Annotated in this window: 15 protein-coding genes and 1 pseudogene; 3 read left to right on the forward strand and 13 right to left on the reverse strand. The window is 73.5% G+C overall.

Annotation, left to right across the window (positions count from 1 at the left end; translation table 11 throughout):
• Positions 1-169: 169 nt before the first annotated feature.
• Positions 170-832, reverse strand: coding sequence for a response regulator transcription factor (locus ACWEEU_RS04410; RefSeq protein WP_123973178.1), 663 nt, complete (start codon positions 830-832; stop codon positions 170-172).
• Between the two features lie 318 nt (positions 833-1,150).
• Positions 1,151-1,828, reverse strand: a complete 678-nt coding sequence (locus ACWEEU_RS04415) for a DUF3000 domain-containing protein (protein WP_385750640.1) — start codon at positions 1,826-1,828, stop codon at positions 1,151-1,153.
• Between the two features lie 98 nt (positions 1,829-1,926).
• On the opposite strand from ACWEEU_RS04415, the gene hemE reads away from it, so the two are divergent.
• The gene (gene hemE, locus ACWEEU_RS04420) at positions 1,927-2,994 is read left to right on the forward strand and encodes a uroporphyrinogen decarboxylase (RefSeq protein ID WP_451728345.1); all 1,068 of its coding nucleotides are present in this window, start codon (positions 1,927-1,929) and stop codon (positions 2,992-2,994) included.
• Positions 2,995-3,008: 14 nt separating this feature from the next.
• On the opposite strand, the gene ACWEEU_RS04425 is transcribed toward hemE, so the two are convergent.
• The 3 genes from ACWEEU_RS04425 to ACWEEU_RS04435 form a co-directional block, all read right to left on the reverse strand.
• On the reverse strand, positions 3,009-3,833 hold the full coding sequence (locus ACWEEU_RS04425) for a rhomboid family intramembrane serine protease (protein WP_451728348.1): 825 nt from the start codon (positions 3,831-3,833) through the stop codon (positions 3,009-3,011).
• Between the two features lie 62 nt (positions 3,834-3,895).
• Positions 3,896-5,296, reverse strand: a complete 1,401-nt coding sequence (locus ACWEEU_RS04430; RefSeq protein ID WP_451728351.1) for an FAD-dependent oxidoreductase — start codon at positions 5,294-5,296, stop codon at positions 3,896-3,898.
• A gap of 37 nt (positions 5,297-5,333) precedes the next feature.
• On the reverse strand, positions 5,334-6,302 hold the full coding sequence (locus tag ACWEEU_RS04435) for a DUF4349 domain-containing protein (RefSeq protein ID WP_451728354.1): 969 nt from the start codon (positions 6,300-6,302) through the stop codon (positions 5,334-5,336).
• A 267-nt stretch (positions 6,303-6,569) separates the two neighbouring features.
• Here ACWEEU_RS04435 and hemG point away from each other — a divergent pair, with 267 nt between their 5' ends.
• Both hemG and hemQ read left to right on the forward strand, forming a co-directional pair.
• Complete coding sequence (gene hemG, locus ACWEEU_RS04440; protein WP_451728357.1) at positions 6,570-8,015, forward strand: protoporphyrinogen oxidase; 1,446 nt, start codon at positions 6,570-6,572, stop codon at positions 8,013-8,015.
• 5 nt (positions 8,016-8,020) lie between these two features.
• Positions 8,021-8,752, forward strand: a complete 732-nt coding sequence (hemQ, locus tag ACWEEU_RS04445; protein WP_385750627.1) for a hydrogen peroxide-dependent heme synthase — start codon at positions 8,021-8,023, stop codon at positions 8,750-8,752.
• Here the strand turns inward: hemQ and ACWEEU_RS04450 are convergent.
• From ACWEEU_RS04450 to ACWEEU_RS04485, 8 genes and pseudogenes are all read right to left on the reverse strand, one after another.
• Positions 8,749-9,361, reverse strand: a pseudogene (locus ACWEEU_RS04450) (alpha/beta hydrolase); the annotation flags it as partial. The gene hemQ and the pseudogene ACWEEU_RS04450 sit on opposite strands and share 4 nt — an antisense overlap.
• 16 nt (positions 9,362-9,377) lie before the next feature.
• Positions 9,378-10,205, reverse strand: a complete 828-nt coding sequence (locus tag ACWEEU_RS04455) for a TIGR04222 domain-containing membrane protein (protein ID WP_385750624.1) — start codon at positions 10,203-10,205, stop codon at positions 9,378-9,380.
• 98 nt (positions 10,206-10,303) lie between these two features.
• A complete protein-coding gene (locus ACWEEU_RS04460) occupies positions 10,304-11,614 on the reverse strand; it encodes a DUF692 domain-containing protein (RefSeq protein WP_385750622.1) in 1,311 nt (436 codons plus the stop codon).
• 109 nt (positions 11,615-11,723) lie between these two features.
• A complete protein-coding gene (locus ACWEEU_RS04465) occupies positions 11,724-12,449 on the reverse strand; it encodes a peptidyl-tRNA hydrolase (RefSeq protein ID WP_385750619.1) in 726 nt (241 codons plus the stop codon).
• Between the two features lie 96 nt (positions 12,450-12,545).
• Positions 12,546-13,409: a polysaccharide deacetylase family protein gene (locus ACWEEU_RS04470; RefSeq protein WP_451728362.1), complete on the reverse strand. Its 864-nt coding sequence runs from the start codon at positions 13,407-13,409 to the stop codon at positions 12,546-12,548.
• Positions 13,410-13,571: 162 nt separating this feature from the next.
• Entirely contained in the window at positions 13,572-14,501 is a 930-nt protein-coding gene (locus ACWEEU_RS04475; RefSeq protein ID WP_385740593.1) for a slipin family protein, read from the reverse strand.
• A 164-nt stretch (positions 14,502-14,665) separates the two neighbouring features.
• Positions 14,666-16,198 carry a SulP family inorganic anion transporter gene (locus ACWEEU_RS04480; protein WP_385740590.1) on the reverse strand — a complete coding sequence of 511 codons (1,533 nt, stop codon included), beginning with the start codon at positions 16,196-16,198 and terminating at the stop codon, positions 14,666-14,668.
• Complete coding sequence (locus tag ACWEEU_RS04485; RefSeq protein WP_385740587.1) at positions 16,195-16,773, reverse strand: carbonic anhydrase; 579 nt, start codon at positions 16,771-16,773, stop codon at positions 16,195-16,197. Before ACWEEU_RS04485 ends, ACWEEU_RS04480 begins: the two co-directional genes overlap by 4 nt.
• Positions 16,774-16,798 lie beyond the last annotated feature (25 nt).

The raw sequence follows: 16,798 nt of genomic DNA on the forward strand, positions 1-16,798 counted from the left end.
GTGAGCGAAGGGGAGAGCGGCTCGGGAACCGGGGAGACCGCGGGCGCCCCCGCCCCCTCCAGCACCCGCACCCGTTCCGCCGACGGGCGCCGGGAAGGGGAGGCCGGGGAGGCCGGTGACGTGGGAGGTCGGGGTGTGGGGGGAGTGACGTACGGGGCAGGGGTGGGTGTCAGTGGATGATGCCGGTGCGCAGGGCCACCGCGACCATGCCGGCGCGGTCGCCCGTGCCGAGCTTGCGCGCGATGCGGGCCAGGTGGCTCTTCACGGTGAGGGCGGACAGGCCCATGGAGACGCCGATCGCCTTGTTCGACTGGCCCTCCGCGACGAGGCGCAGGACCTCGACCTCGCGGCCGGACAGCTCTCGGTAGCCACCCGGGTGGCTCGGGGCACCCGGGGGGCGGCGGTGCATACGGGCGGCGGCGGAACCGATGGGGGCGGCGCCCGGTCGGGTGGGGAGCCCGATGTTGGTGCGGGTGCCGGTGACGACGTAGCCCTTGACCCCACCGGCCAGGGCGTTGCGGACGGCGCCGATGTCGTCGGCGGCGGACAGGGCCAGCCCGTTGGGCCAGCCGGCGGCGCGGGTCTCGGACAGCAGGGTCAGTCCGGATCCGTCGGGCAGGTGGACGTCGGCGACACAGATGTCGCGGGGGTTGCCGATGCGGGGACGAGCCTCCGCGATGGACGAGGCTTCGATGACATCGCGTACACCGAGGGCCCACAGATGGCGGGTGACGGTGGAACGCACGCGTGGATCGGCCACGACCACCATGGCGGTCGGCTTGTTCGGGCGGTAGGCGACCAGGCTTGCGGGCTGCTCGAGGAGAACGGACACCAGGCCTCCTGGGTGGGGGACGGGGCCGGCTGGTGGGGAGATAGCCGGGACGAACCGTGCTTTCAAGGTCACAGTCGTCTTCGGCAGTAAACCCGTCCGCCTTTAGAGAATGATCACGATCTAGTGAGTGCCAATCCGTGCAATTCGGACACGTGGTCGATCATCCGAAGAGCGAATCGGTTCGGGGTGGTGCCATTCGAGTGCGGAAAGTGGCCGTATCGACAAAGAGATGGGCGGAGAAGTGATCACAAAGCAGCGCCCCGTCGTGTCGGCGGGGCGCTGATCGGATCGTGTGTTCGGTGGGCGGTGCCCGGGGCGTCAGCGGGACTGCGGTCCCCGGCGCTGCGGCAGGGTCACCACCGAGGCGTCGCCCGGTCCAGCCGGGGGCAGCCCGCCGACCTGGGCCAGCAGATCGCACCACGCGGCCAGGTGCGCGGCGGTGTCCGGCACCCCGCCCAGGCCCTCGCGCGGCGTCCAGGAAGCGCGGATCTCGATCTGCGAGGCGGCCGGTCGCTCGGCGAGGCCGCCGAAGTAGTGCGAACTCGCGCGGGTCACGGTGCCGCTCGGCTCGCCGTAGGTGAGTCCGCGGGCCTGGAGCGCGCCGGTCAGCCACGACCAGCACACCTCCGGCAGCAGCGGATCGGCCGCCATCTCGGCCTCCAGCTCCGCGCGCACCAGGGTCACCAGGCGGAACGTGCCGTGCCAGGCGTCGTGCCCGGCCGGGTCGTGCAGCAGCACGAGCCGGCCGTCCGCCAGCTCCTGTTCGCCGTCGGCCACCACCGCCTCCAGCGCGTGCGCGAACGGCGCGAGCCGCTGGGGCGCGGGAGTCGGCTCCACCTCCACCTGCGGCCGCAGCCGCGCGCCGCGCAGCGCGTCGACCGCGCTCCGGAACGCCTGCGGTACCGCGCTGCCCCCCGGGTCCTCCATCCGATCGGTGTCCTTCGCGTCGTCCTGTGCGCCGCCGCCGTCCGACGGTCGTCCCTGAGCCGCAGCCATGCGGGGAAGAGTAAGGGGAACGAGACCTTTCCGCAGGGCAAGACACCCATACAGGTCCTGGGACACTTCCCTCGTCCGGGCCGTGCGAGACTTGCGGGGTGAGTGCCAACGCGATCCCCGCCGGCGGGCAGCCCGCAGCGACGTACGACAGTGCCTTCCTCAGGGCGTGCCGGCGTGAGGCCGTTCCGCACACCCCCGTCTGGTTCATGCGGCAGGCGGGGCGCTCCCTGCCGGAGTACCGCAAGGTCCGCGAGGGCATTCCCATGCTCGACTCCTGCATGCGGCCCGATCTGGTCACCGAGATCACCCTCCAGCCGGTGCGCCGGCACGACGTGGACGCGGCGATCTTCTTCAGCGACATCGTCGTCCCGCTCAAGGCCATCGGCGTCGACCTCGACATCAAGCCCGGCGTCGGCCCGGTCGTCGCCGAGCCCGTGCGCACCCGCGCCGACCTCGCCCGGCTGCGCGACCTCACCCCCGACGACGTGCCCTACGTCACCGAGGCCATCGGCATGCTCACCGCCGAGCTGGGCCGCACCCCGCTGATCGGCTTCGCGGGCGCCCCCTTCACCCTCGCGAGCTACCTGGTCGAGGGCGGCCCCTCGCGCACGTACGAGAACGCCAAGGCGATGATGTACGGCGACCCCGAGCTGTGGGCCGACCTGCTCGACCGCCTCGCGGAGATCACCTCCGCCTTCCTCGAGGTCCAGATCGAGGCCGGCGCCTCGGCGGTCCAGCTCTTCGACTCCTGGGCGGGCGCGCTCGCCCCCGCCGACTACCGCGCCTCGGTGCTGCCCGCCTCCGCGAAGGTCTTCGAGGCCGTCGCGGGCTACGGCGTCCCGCGCATCCATTTCGGCGTCGGCACCGGTGAGCTGCTCAAGCTCATGGGCGAGGCGGGCGCCGACGTGGTCGGCGTGGACTGGCGCGTCCCGCTGGACGAGGCCGTGCGCCGCGTCGGCCCCGGCAAGGCGCTCCAGGGCAACCTCGACCCGACCGTCCTGTTCGCCGGGCGCAAGGTCGTCGAGACCAAGGCGCAGGAGGTGCTCGACGCCGCCGCCGGTCTGGAGGGCCACGTCTTCAACCTCGGCCACGGCGTCATGCCCAGCACCGACCCCGACGCGCTGACCCACCTCGTGGACTACGTCCACACCCACAGCGCCCGCTGACGAAACCGCCGCGCTCACCACACCTGACGGGGCCGCGCCCGCCTGCCGAACAGCAGCGGGCCCGGCTCCGGCGGCGGCGGGGTGCCCGCCTTGAGCGGCCACGCCAGCAGCATCCCGGCCACGAAGCCCACGACGTGCGCCATGTAGGCAACCGTGCCGCCCCCGGAGACGCCGTGCCCGGAGGAGTAGACGGCCTGGAGCCCGAACCAGAAACCCAGGACCAGCCACGCGGGCAGCCGCAGCGGCAGGAAGACCAGGAACGGCACCAGCACCCACACCCTGGCCTTCGGATACAGCACCAGATACGCGCCCAGCACCCCCGCGATGGCCCCCGAGGCGCCGATCAGCGGGTCCGTGGAGGAGGCGTTGAACAGCGCGAAGCCGTACGCGGCCGCGTAGCCGCACACCACGTAGAAGAGCAGATAGCGCACGTGGCCCATGCGGTCCTCGACGTTGTTGCCGAAGATCAGCAGGAACAGCATGTTCCCCAGCAGATGCAGCCAGCCGCCGTGCAGGAACATCGACGTGAGGACCGACAGGGCCGGGGACTTGTCGTAGGCGGGCGGTCCCACCACGCACCCCGGGCCGTTCGGGCCCACGCCCGTCGCGCCCGTCGGCACCAGCCGCGGGAACTGATGGTGGATCAGCTCCCGGGGCACGGCCGCGTAGTGGTCCATGAAGGCGTGGAGATGGCACAACTGCGCCAGATGCGATTCCCTGGCCACGGCACCGGCGGCGCCGGGCGTCAGCAGGAAGACGAGGACGTTGGCGGCGATGAGGGCGTACGTCACCACGGGGGTGCGGCGCACCGGATTGACGTCATGGACGGGTATGACCACACAGGACTACTGCCCGCGATGGCGCCCCCGAACCGGTGACGCCCGCCGCGTCCCCCGCGGAATCACCTCCGCCCTTCGCGCACCCGCGCCACCGCCTTGCGCGCCGCCACCAGCACCGGGTCCCAGACCGGGGAGAACGGCGGGGCGTAGCCGAGGTCGAGGGCCGTCATCTGTTCCACCGTCATGGCGGCGGTGAGGGCCACCGCAGCGATGTCGACGCGTTTGCCCGCGCCCTCGCCGCCGATGATCTGGACGCCGAGCAGTCTGCCCGTGTCGCGTTCGGCGAGCATCTTGACCGTCATGGGGGCGGCGCCCGGGTAGTAACCCGCCCGGCTGGTCGACTCGACGACGACCGACGTGTACTGCAGGCCGGCCCGGTCGGCGTCCTTCTCGCGCAGGCCGGTGCGGGCGATCTCCAGGGCGCAGACCTTGCTGACCGCCGTGCCGACGACACCCGGGAAGGTGGCGTAACCGCCGCCCACGTTCGAGCCGATGACCTGACCGTGCTTGTTGGCGTGGGTGCCGAGCGGGACGTGCTGCTCCTGGCCCGAGACCAGGTTCAGCACCTCGACGCAGTCGCCGCCCGCCCAGATGTCCTCGTGGCCGCGCACCCGCATCGCCAGGTCGGTGAGCAGCCCGCCGTGCGCGCCGAGGGGGAGTCCGGCCGCGCGCGCGAGCGTCGTCTCGGGGCGGACGCCGATGCCGAGGACGACGACGTCGGCCGGGTACTCCGCCTCCGAAGTGACCACCGCGCGCACCCGGTTGGTCTCGTCGGTGCGCACCTCGGTGACCTCGGCGCCGCTCACCATGGTGATACCGAGCCCCGTCATCGCCTTGCGCACCAGACGCCCCATGTCCGGGTCGAGCGTGGACATCGGCTCCTCGCCCCGGTCCACCACGGTCACCTCGAAGCCCCGCAGGATCAGCGCCTCGGCCATCTCCACGCCGATGTAACCCGCCCCGACGACCACGGCACGGCGCCCCCGCGCACGGCTCAGCGAGTCGATCAGCGCCTGCCCGTCGTCCAGGGTCTGCACCCCGTGCACCCCGTCGGCGTCGATCCCGGGCAGGTCCGGGCGGACCGGGCGGGCACCGGTGGCGACGACGAGTTCGTCGTACGAGGTCCAGTACGTCTCGCCCGAGTCCAGGTCGTGCGCGCGGACCCGACGCCCTGGCACGTCGATCTCCGTGACCTCGGTGCGCAGCCTGAGGTCGATGTCGCGGGCGCGGTGCTCCTCGGCGGTGCGGGCGATCAGCTTGTCCCGCTCGGTGACCGTGCCGCCCACCCAGTACGGGATGCCGCACGCCGAGTAGGAGGTGAAGTGGCCGCGCTCGAAGGCCACGATCTGAAGTTCCTGGGGCGGTCGCAGCCTCCGTGCCTGGGACGCGGCCGCCATCCCCGCCGCGTCACCGCCGATCACGACCAGCCGCTTCGCCCCGCCCCGCTCGTCACGCTCGCTCATGCGGACACGCTACGGGGCGGGGCGGGCGCACGCTCCGTCAGCTCCCCGAGTGCGGTTCACCGGACTCGGAGACGGGGCGGGACGTGGGCAGGGAACCCGCGGGCAGCGGCGCGGTTCCCGCCTGCCGGGCGCGCAGCCGGGGCCGGACGAGCCGCAGCCACAGGAACGCCAGGACCGCGGCGAGCGCGGCGAAGGGCAGCACGGCGCCCACGACGACGGTGACCCAGCGCAGGGTCGCGAGGAAGGCGCTCCAGCCGCCGGAGAGGGCGTCGAGGAAACCGGGGCCGTCGTCCTTCGCGACGGCCTTGTGCGCGGGCGTCGCGGACAGCGACAGGGTGATGGTCGCGAGGCTCGTCCGGTCCTTCAGGGACGCCTGCCGGGCGAGCAGCGACTCCAGGTCGGACTCGCGGCTGCTCAGCTCGCCCTCCAGCGCGACCACGTCGCTCAGCTTCTCCGCCCGGTCCATCAGCTCCCGCACCCGGGCCACGCTCGCCCGCTGCGACTTGATCCGGCTCTCCACGTCCACCACCTGGTCGGTGACGTCCTCGGCCTTCGCGTCGCGCTCCAGCAGCTTGCCGGTGCCCTGGAGCGTGGTCATCACCTCGTCGTACTTCGCGGTCGGCACCCGCAGCACGACCCGGGTGCGCTCGTGCCCGCGCGCGTCCCGGGTGGTGGTCTCGTTCCCGACGAACCCACCCGCGTCCTCGGTCGTCGTCCGGGCCTCGTCCAGCGCCTTCGGCACGTCCTCGACCTGGACGGTCAGGGAAGCGGTCCTGATGATCGCGCTCGCCGTGATCCGCGGCACGCGCCGGTCCCCGGCCTTGGCGTCGGACGCGTCTGCGCCCGAGCCCGCCGCGCCGCTCTGCCGGGCCGGCCCGTCCGCCAGGGACTTCCCGCCCGCGTCGGATCCCCCTCCCGCCGCACTGCACCCGGCCAGCGCCAGCGAGGCGACGAGCAGAGCCCCCGCCAGACCCCGGGCGGACGAGAACGAACGTGATGCACGCATGGGCTACCCCCGATGTGTACGACAACCGACGCTCCTTGGACGCCGGACCCCGCCCGAACGTTGGACGATCCACATCCCGATGCGGTCACGGTCCGGACACACGGCGGGCACCGGCGCCGCCCCGACCGGGCACACGCCGGTTCGCCGCCCGGGCGCGCGAGGCCCACCGGGCCTGCGAGGTGGTCGTCCTCCAAGGTCCGGTGGACGCCGCGGTGGGGAAGGGTGGCCCGGGACCGGCGCGGCGGTCGGTTTTGAGAGAGTGGGGGCATGAGCGGAACGGGTGAGGGCCAGGTCGTGGTCATCGGTGCCGGGATCGCCGGGCTGGCGGCCGCGTACCGGCTGGTGCGGCGCGGGGCCCGGGTGACGGTGCTGGAGGCGGGCGAGCGGGTGGGCGGCAAGCTGCTGCCCGGGGAGATCGCGGGGGTCCGCATGGACCTCTGTGCCGAGTCGATGCTGGCCCGGCGGCCCGAGGCCGTCGCACTCGCCCGTGAGGTCGGGCTCGGGGAACGGCTCGTCACACCGGCCACCGCGGGCGCGTCCCTGTGGACGCGGAACACCCTGCGCCCGATGCCCAAGGGACACGTCATGGGCGTCCCCGGGACCGCCGGCGTCCTCGCCGGAATCCTCTCCGAGGAGGGGCTCGCGCGCATCGGGCGGGACGCCGAACTGCCGCGCACCGAGGTAGGGGACGACGTGGCCGTGGGGGAGTACGTGGCCGCGCGGCTCGGCCGTGAGGTCGTCGACCGGATGATCGAGCCGCTGCTCGGCGGGGTGTACGCGGGCAACGCGTACCGGCTGTCCCTGCGGTCGGCCGTCCCGCAGCTCTACCAGGCCGCTCGCACCCACGACTCCCTCACCGCCGCAGTCCGCGCGCTCCAGGCGAAAGCCGCCGAGGCACCGCAGTCCGGGCCCGTGTTCGTCGGCATCGAGGGTGGCGTCGGCACGCTCCCGCTCGCCGTGGCCGACGCCGTACGGGCGGCCGGCGGCGAGATCCTGACCGGCACCCCGGCGCGCGGACTGCGCCGGGACGGTACCCGCTGGCGGGTGACCGCCGGGGACCGGGTGCTGCACGCGGACGCCGTTGTCGTCGCCGTACCCGCCGCACCCGCCGCCGCGCTGCTGCGCGCCGAGGCGCCGGGCGCCGCCGCCGAGCTGGCCGCCGTCGAGTACGCCTCCATGGCGCTGATCAGCCTCGCCTACCGGCGCGCGGACGCCGCCCTCCCCGAGGGCAGCGGCTTCCTGGTGCCGCCCGTCGACGGGCACACCGTCAAGGCCGCGACGTTCGCCTCCCAGAAGTGGGGCTGGATCGGGGAGCAGGACCCCGAGCTGGCCGTGGTGCGCGCCTCGGTCGGCCGCCACCGCGAGACCGAGATCCTCGGCCGCGACGACGCCGAGCTGATCGACATCGCCCGGCACGACCTGCGTGCCGCCACCGGAGTGGACGCCACGCCGGTGGCCAGTCACGTCACCCGCTGGACCGACGGGCTGCCCCAGTACCCCGTCGGCCACCACGCGCGCGTGGCCCGCATCCGCGAGCACGTCGCCAAGCTGCCCGGACTCGCCGTGTGCGGCGCGCAGTACGACGGCGTCGGCATCCCGGCCTGTGTCGCGAGCGCCCACGCGGCCGTCGACCAGCTCGGCGGCGACATCACCGGTGTGCGCGAGCTGACCGCCAACCCGGTGCAGAGCCTGCACGGCGGAGCGGGAGAATAGGGACCATGAGTGACGACGCCCCCACCACCGAGCCCGGCCGTATCCCGAACAAGGGCAAGCTGGCCAAGGACCTCAACGAGGTCATCCGTTACACCCTGTGGTCCGTCTTCAAGCTGAAGGACGTCCTGCCCGAGGACCGCGCGGGCTGGGCCGACGAGGTCCAGGAGCTGTTCGACCAGCTCGCCGCCAAGGACGTGACCGTCCGCGGCACCTACGACGTCTCCGGCCTGCGCGCCGACGCCGACCTGATGATCTGGTGGCACTCCGAGACCGCCGACCAGCTCCAGGAGGCGTACAACCTCTTCCGCCGCACCAGGCTGGGCCGCGCGCTGGAGCCGGTGTGGTCGAACATGGCGCTGCACCGCCCGGCCGAGTTCAACCGCTCGCACATCCCGGCGTTCCTCGCCGACGAGACGCCCCGCAACTACGTGAGCGTCTACCCCTTCGTGCGCTCCTACGACTGGTACCTGCTGCCCGACGAGGACCGCCGCCGTATGCTCGCCGACCACGGCAAGATGGCCCGCGGCTTCCCGGACGTGCGCGCCAACACGGTCGCCTCCTTCTCGCTCGGCGACTACGAGTGGATGCTCGCCTTCGAGGCCGACGAGCTGTACCGCATCGTCGACCTCATGCGTCACCTGCGCGGCTCCGAGGCCCGCAGGCACGTCCGCGAGGAGGTGCCCTTCTACACCGGGCGCCGCAAGTCGGTCGCGGACCTGGTGGCGGGGCTCGCCTAGCCGTTGCCCCGGAGGGCGTCCGGGGTGCTGCCGCGTCGCGCCGGTTCGGCGGGGCGCGGCTCCGGGCGCGGGGCGCACGCGGCGCGCCCGCCCGGCAGGCGGCCCTCCAGGAGGTACGCGTCCACATGGGTGTCGACGCAACCGTTGGGCCCGAGCCCGACACCGTGCGTGCCCGCGCCCCGCTCGGTCACCAGCGTGGAACCGGCCAGCCGCCGCGCCATCTCCCACGCCCCCGGGTACGGCGCGGCCGCGTCCCGCTCGGCGGCGAGGATCAGCACCGGCGGCGTCGCACCCGGCGCCGTCCGTACGCCCAGAGGGCGCTGACGGGGTGTCGGCCAGTAGGCGCACGGCAGGTTCGCCCAGACGTTGTCCCAGGTCTCGAGGGGGGGGCGACGCGGGCGAGGCGGGTGTTGTCCCGGTCCCAGACCGCGAAGTCCGTCGGGCAGGGGCGTCGTTGCACTCGACGGCCGAGTAGACCGCGCTGCCGTTCTCGGCCTCCTTCGCCGTCTCCGGGCTCGGCGCGGCGATCCCGATCAGCGGTTTCGCGTCGCCCTTGAGACAGGCGGAGAGCGCCTCGGCCCGGCTCGGCCAGTAGTCGTCGTAGTACGCCTTCACACCCGCGCGGTCACTCCCGCCAGGGCTGGTCGCGGTGGTTGAACGCGGCGCGCAGCTCCGGCTCGGCCAGGGCGCGGACACCGCGCGTGGCGAGGGAGGTGAGGAAGCCCGACTCGCCGCCGTCCCGGTCCCCGCCGAAGCCGTCGTCGTCGCGCTCGTCGTCCTCCCGGTCCCGGCGTGCCGTCAGCGTGTCGAGATGCCGCTGTCCGACCGGGGAGGCCCAGCGGGTGTACGGATGCAGCTCGAAGCGGGCGATGACCAGGAAGCCGAGCGTCAGCAGCAGGGGCAGCAGGAACCACAGGCAGGCCATCAGGAACGGCAGTTCGGTGTCGGACGGCAGCAGCAGCGCGGTCGCGGCGAGGACGGGCACCGCCAGCGTGGCGGCGCGGACCAGGCGGATCGCGGAGGCCACGTCGGTCCCCGACCCGGCGGGCACCGCGAGCCCCGCGTGCTCCAGCCGGTCGCCCAGGTGCCGTATGGCCTCGCTGCGGGCGGCGGCGGTCCGTACGGGCGCTATCCGGGACTGTCCCTCGGGGCCGATGGCGGCTATGACGAATCGTTCCATCTCGTCGTGACCACGCGGGTTCACCACCGTGACCCAGCCGGTGTGCGCGAGCAGCAGCCTGCGCTGCCGGGACATGCGCACCATGGCGAGATCCGCGACGCGCGCGGGGCCGCCGGAGAGGTACGCGGCCTCGTACAGCGTCAGGTCGTGGCGGACGTCCGCCTTGGCGGCGGCGCGCTCGGCGGTCCCCGCGCGTCCGGCGGCCAGGCACAGCCTGGTGCACGCGAAACCGGCGAAACCCCAGGCCAGGAGCAGAAGAAGGACCCAGAACATGGAGTGTTTCTATGCCAGTACGCAGGGTAAACGCCATGGCTGGTTCACCATCTGGGACAGAGTGTTAGCGGTATGTGACGTTCCGTTTTTCCCGCAGGTCAGCGGCCGGGAGTCAGCGCCTCCCGAGCGCGCCGCAGCAGCCGGGCGGCTCCGCCCCGGGGCACCGGACCGACACGGTCCAGCCACCAGGCGCGCAACCGTCGCCGGGCGCGGACGTCCGCCGGGCGACCGGTCTTGAGCAGTTGCCCGGCGAAGTCCAGCGCGTCCTGCCGGTAGCCGCCGCGCATCGGCCGGGAGCGCGCGTAGCCGAGGAACGCCTCCCGGTACCCCTCCCCGAGAATCTCCGGCAGCTCCGGCGCGACCTTCGCCACGACCGAGGCCCGCTTCGCGGCGAGCGCCCGCGCCTGCACGCCCATCCGCACCCGGTCGAACCCCTCGGGCACCGGCGTCCCCGCCACCAGCGCGGACAGCACGGCGGTCTGGGCGACGCCGACGCGCTGCCGGGTCCCGGGGTGGGCGAGCACGGTGACGGTGCGGCGGGGCTCGCCGCCGATGGCGGGCGCGGTCCGGCGCCGGGGAGTCCGTGCCGCCGCGTCCACGGTCGCCCTGATCCGGGTCAACTCCCGCTCCAGTTCGGCTGGTTCGGGGAAGTTGTCGTCCCGTTCCAGCAGCACGCCGGGTGGCGCGACGCGGGAGGCGAGGTCGGCGAGGATGTCCAGCACCGGTTCCGGGACGGGGTGCGCGTGGCTGTCGTGCCAGACGCCGTCACGCTCGTAGCCGCCCGCGACATGGACGTACGCGATGGCCTCCACGGGAAGCTCCGCCAGCGCGCGCGCCGGATCCTCGCCCCGGTTGACGTGGTTGGTGTGCAGGTTGGCCACGTCGACGAGCAGCCGTACCCCGGTCCGCTCGGCCAGCTCGTACAGGAACTGCCCCTCGGTCAGCTCCTCGCCGGGCCAGGAGAACAGCGCGGCGATGTTCTCCACGGCCAGCGGGACCGGGAGCGCGTCCTGGGCGACGCGGACGTTCTCGCACAGCACGTCGAGGGCGTCCCGGGTGCGCGGCACCGGCAGCAGATGCCCGGCCTCCAGCGGCGGAGAGGCGGTGAGCGGGCCGCCCGCGCGCACGAACGCGATGTGCTCGGTGACCAGGGGCGCCCCCAGCGCCTCCACCCGCTCCGCGAGCGCGGCCAGCCTGCCCGCCTCGGGTCGCTCCGCCCCGCCCAGCCCGAGCGAGACCCCGTGCGGAACCACGGTCACCCCCCGCTCCCGCAACCGCGTCAGCGGCTCCGGCAGATGCCCGGGACACACGTTCTCCGCCACGACCTCCACCCAGTCGACCCCCGGCATCGCGTCCACGGCCGCCGCGATCTCCGGCCGCCACCCGATCCCCGCACCCAGTCGCCGCATGACCCCGTCCCCCGTCCGTTTTCCAGTGACGGGGGTATGGCCCCGGCGGATGGCGCCGAATCCAGGTCGCGGCGGCTTCAGAGGAACATTTGAGGTTGCGTGGTCCCGGTCAGCGCAGCGCCGGATGGTCCGCGATCACCGTCGCCGAGCCGGGGGCGATCTCCGTGAAGCCCGCGTCGCGGACCAGCGGGAGGTCGAGGCGGGTCAGTTCGTGCCAGTGGGCGGGTTCGGCGGTGCGGACCGCGAGAGGGAAACCGGCGGCGCGCCAGGCGGCGCGGGCCGGGTCCGGCAGGGCCCACCAGGCGAGTTGGGCGCCGTGGCCGGCCTGCGCCATCGCCTTGCCCGCGGACATCTTGAGGTCCGGGTTGAGCCAGAGCACCGGCAGCGCGGGGTCGGGCGCGGCGGGCGGCTCGGGGTCGTCCAGTTCGGTGCCGGAGACCTGGAGCCTGGCGAGGTCCTTGGGCCAGCCGTCGAGCGGGACGGGCGGGAAGACCCGCACCTCGGCGGAGGTGCCGGTCACCGTGATCCCGTCGAGGGTCCCGGCGCGCCGCCACTCGGCACCGCGCGCCCGCCGGACGACCTTGCGGATGCGGGCGTCCTCCCAGTTCCGTACGGTCTCCGCCCACTCCCCGTCGCCGGCCGACCGCTCGTCGCCGAGCAGCGTCAGCACGGCGCGCGCGGCGGTCTCCAGGGCGTCGGTGCGGGCGGGCGGGGCGTCGCGCTCGATGCGGACGACGAGGGGCAGGACGAACTGGGGCGCCTCGTCGCGGGCGTTGCGCTCGTCCTGGAACGGGCTGGTCTGACTGGTCGCGGGGACCGCGGGATCTTCACTCACGGGAGTCAACCCTACGAGTCGCCGTCCGGCGCCGGGCGGGACGGTCCGCCACGGCCCGGCACCGGACGGCGGCTCGGGACCACCCCGGTGCGACGGTCAGCGGTGGCCCGCCGTCGCGCCGATCATCTGGGACACCTTCACGAAGGTGTACCCCTGCCTGCGTAGCTCCGGCACCACCGCGCGCACGACCCGCTCGGTCGTCGGGGCCGCGCTGCGGGTGCAGTGCATGACGACCACCGAACCGGGCTTCACGCCGTCGAGCACCTGTCGTACGACCGCGTCGGCGTCGGTGGCGAACGCGTCCCCGCTCACCACGTCCCACTGCACCGCGGTGACCCCGGTGGTGTTGAGCGTGCGCAGCGCCTGGTCGTTGTAACAGCCGCCCGGGAAGCGGAAGTACGGCACCGGCTTCGGCACGCCCGCCTTGCGCAGCGAGGCGTACGTCCGGGCGACCTCCGTGCGGATCCGGTCCGGCGCGATGGTCGGCAGGCCGTAGCAGCTCGACGTGAACGCGTAGTGGCTGTAGGAGTGGTTGGCCACCTCGAAGTTCGGGTCCTGGCCGAGGGAGCGGGCCTCGTCGGGATAGGTGTCGGCCCACTTGCCGGTCATGAACACCGTCGCCGGGACCTTCAGCGAGCGCAGGGCAGAGATGAGTCCGGGGTTGTCGAAGCGCTCCCCGGCGGCCGCGCGCGGTCCCTCGTCGGCGGTCATGTCGGCGTCGAAGGTCAGCGCGACGGTCTTGCCCTTGTCACGCGGCCCGTGCGCGAACACCGGCGCCAGACCCCCCGGCCCGGGGGCCATGACCGGGGGGCGCGTGCCGGAGGGCGAGGGGGACGGAGTGGAGGAATGAGCCTGGGCGTGGGCCGGCCTGGCGGTCCCGGAGGAACCCGCGCCACCACAGGCGGCGAGGGTCGCACCGAGGACGCAGACGGCGGTGATACGGCGTGCGTGTGCAATCACCGTAAGAAAGTAGGACTGTACGGAGAGCGGCTCGCCCAATCTCCCGCCGACGCGGCGAGATGGTCACCCGCCCGGCGGGTGTGGGACCGCTCCACGGCCGCTTGACAGGTACGGAGCGGTGCGGCGCGCCGCTCGGGCGGGTTCAGGCACGCTCCGGCGGGTTCAGGCACGCTCCGGCGGAGCCGTCGCCGGGTCGGGTGCCGCGCCGAGGCCGAGCAGAGGGTCGGGGAGGGGGACCGCCTCGGTGGTTTCCGCGACTTCGAGAGGCTCGGCGGGGGCGGGCTGCCGCTTCACCGCCGGCCGGTCGCCGTTCTCCGAGGGGGTGCCCGGCTCCCGGTTGCCGCGTTCCAGGAAGTGGAGCAGTTCCACCGGGATGGGCAGGACCAGGGTGGAGTTCTTCTCGGCGGAGACGGCCATCACCGTCTGGAGGAGGCGGAGCTGGAGGGCGGCCGGGGTGTCGGCCATCTGCTGGGCCGCCTCGGCGAGCTTCCTGGACGCCTGGAGTTCGGCGTCGGCGTTGATGATGCGGGCCCGGCGCTCCCGGTCCGCCTCGGCCTGGCGGGCCATCGACCGCTTCATGGTGTCGGGCAGCGACACGTCCTTGATCTCCACCCGGTCGATCTGGACGCCCCAGCCCACGGCAGGGCTGTCGATCATCAGCTCCAGGCCCTCGTTGAGCTTCTCGCGGTTGGAGAGCAGATCGTCCAGGTCGCTCTTGCCGATGATCGACCGCAGCGAGGTCTGCGCCATCTGCGAGACCGCGAACCGGTAGTCCTCGACCTTGACCAGCGCGCTCGAAGCGTCCACGACCCGGAAGTACACGACCGCGTCCACCCGTACGGTCACGTTGTCCCGAGTGATGCCCTCCTGGGCCGGGATGGGCAGCGTGACGATCTGCATGTTGACCTTGTGCAGGCGGTCGACGAACGGGATCACCAGTGTCAGGCCCGGAGTCCGGGGCTCGCCCGTGAGCCGCCCGAGGCGGAACAGGACACCCCGCTCGTACTGCTTGATCACGCGTGCGGCCGCGGCCAGGTACACCAGAGAGGCGCCACCGGCCACCGCGACGGCACCCACCAGCTCGGCAAGCATGGTGTCCCCCTTCCCCGGGGGTTACCCGAGAGTCGGATCTGTCCGCTGCTGCCACGATATGCCCGGGTCGGCGCCGGAGGCCACGGTCTCGGCGACCGAAGGGGACGGGGAAGGGCCGGGGCGCGTCCGGCACGCCCCGGCCCCCGGCACCGGTCGGTGGCGGCTCAGCTCGTCGTCGGCGTACCCGCCCGCTCGTCCGGCCGTGGCGGCGACGTCATCCGCACCGGCTCCGTACCGTCCGCGCTGTGCCGCTCCGCCCAGCTCTCCAGGGCGCTGCGGCAGGCGTGGTCCAGGTGGAGCAGGCCCGACAGGTCCAGCCGGACCGGGCGGTCCTGGGGCAGCGCCTCCAGACTGTCCAGTATTTTCGGCAGCCGCAGGAAGGTCGCGTTGCCCGACAGATACGCGTCCACCGGACCCGCGCCCTTGTCCACGACCGTCAACCGGATGTGCGAGGACTCCCAGGCCGCCTTGGCGACCGCCAGCGCGAGCCCGACGAGCACGCCCTCGAACATGCCCACCGCCACGATCGACACCGCCGTGACGGCGAGGACCAGCGCCTCGCCCCGGTGCTCGCGCCACAGCGTGACGAGCTGCCGCAGCGGCACCAGCTTGGCGCCGGAGTAGATCAGGACACCCGCGAGCGCCGGTATCGGGATGTACTCGAGGGCGCCCGGCAGCAGCGCGGCGAACAGCAGCAGCCAGACGCCGTGCGCGACCCTGGACAGCTTCGTGCGGGCGCCCGCCTGGACGTTGGCCGCGCTGCGCACGATCACCGCGGTCATGGGCAGCGCGCCGAGCACCCCGCACACCGCGTTGCCCGTGCCCTGGGCGATCAGCTCCTTGTCGTAGGAGGTGCGCGGCCCGTCGTGCAGCCGGTCCACGGCCGCCGCGCTGAACAGCGACTCGGCGGACGCTATCAGCGTGAACGCCACGATCGTGCCGATCACCGCCGGATGCCACAGCTCGCCGAAGGCGCTCAGCGGCGGCGGCTGGACGGCGTCCACCAGTCCGCTCACCCGCACGGTCGCCACCGGCAGGTCCAGCACCGGCACGGCGAGCATCGCGAGTCCGACGGCCGCGAGCGGGCCGGGCAGCGCCCGCACCCGGGCGGGCAGGTGCTTCCAGAACACCAGGACCGCGATCGTGCCCGCGCACAGCCCGAGCGAGGCGAGCGCCTCGCCGTCGCCCAGCGCGGAGCCGAGCCCCGTCGGCAGCCCCGCCATCTTGGCGACACCGGAGTCGGGCGCCTTGGCCGCCATCGCCGGATACAGCTGTCCGGCCACGAGCACCAGACCGATTCCGGCCAGCATCCCCTCGACGACCGAGAGCGATATCGCCCGGAAGTACCGGCCGAGCCGCAGCGCGCCCATGAGCACCTGGAGCAGCCCGGTGACCAGTACGAGCACGCCCAGCAGGGGCAGCCCGTGCTCCTGGACCGCCTCGAAGACGAGCACGGTGAGCCCGGCGGCGGGCCCGGACACCTGGAGGCTGCTGCCGCGCATCATCCCGGTGACCAGGCCGCCCACGATGCCGGTGACCAGTCCCAGCTCCGCCGGGACGCCGGAGGCGACGGCCACGCCCACGCACAGGGGGACCGCGACCAGGAAGACGACCAGGGACGCGGTGAGGTCCTGCCGCAGGTGCGGCCTGCGGGCTATGAGACCGGCGGGACCGCGCCGGCCCGCGGGCGCGCTCACAGGGCCTCGAAGGTGTCGGTGCGCGGTCGGTGCGAGCGGACGGCGCCGGTGTGCACCTCGTAGTACCAGCCGTGCAGGCGGAGCCGGCCCTGTGCGACGCCCCTCTCCACGCACGGGTACGAGCGCAGCCGGAGCAGTTGGGTGAGCACATGGCTCTGGACGCCCTCGGCGACCTCGGGGTCCTCGGCCGCGCCGGACGGGCGCGGGGTCGCGTGCGCCAGCCAGTCGCGCACGGCGGGTACGGCGTCCAGGTCGTCGCCGCGCACCAGCGCGCCGACGGCGCCACAGTGCGAGTGCCCGCAGACGACGATGTCGCGGACGCCCAGCACCTCCACGGCGTACTCGATGGTGGCGGCCTCGCTGGTGGGCCGCTCGGAGGCGTACGGAGGGACGATGTTGCCCGCGGTGCGCAGCTCGAAGAGCTGACCGGGGCCGGCGCCCGTGATCAGGGCCGGGACGACCCGGGAGTCGGAGCAGGTGATGAACAGGACTTCGGGCGCCTGGCCTTCGGCGAGCCTGGCGAACTCCTCAGGGCGCTGACCGAAGGTGCGGGCGTTGTCGATGAGGGGCTGCATGGGTGTGGACTCCTCCTGGCGCGCC

It is taken from the genome of Streptomyces sp. NPDC005004 (genome assembly GCF_053600675.1).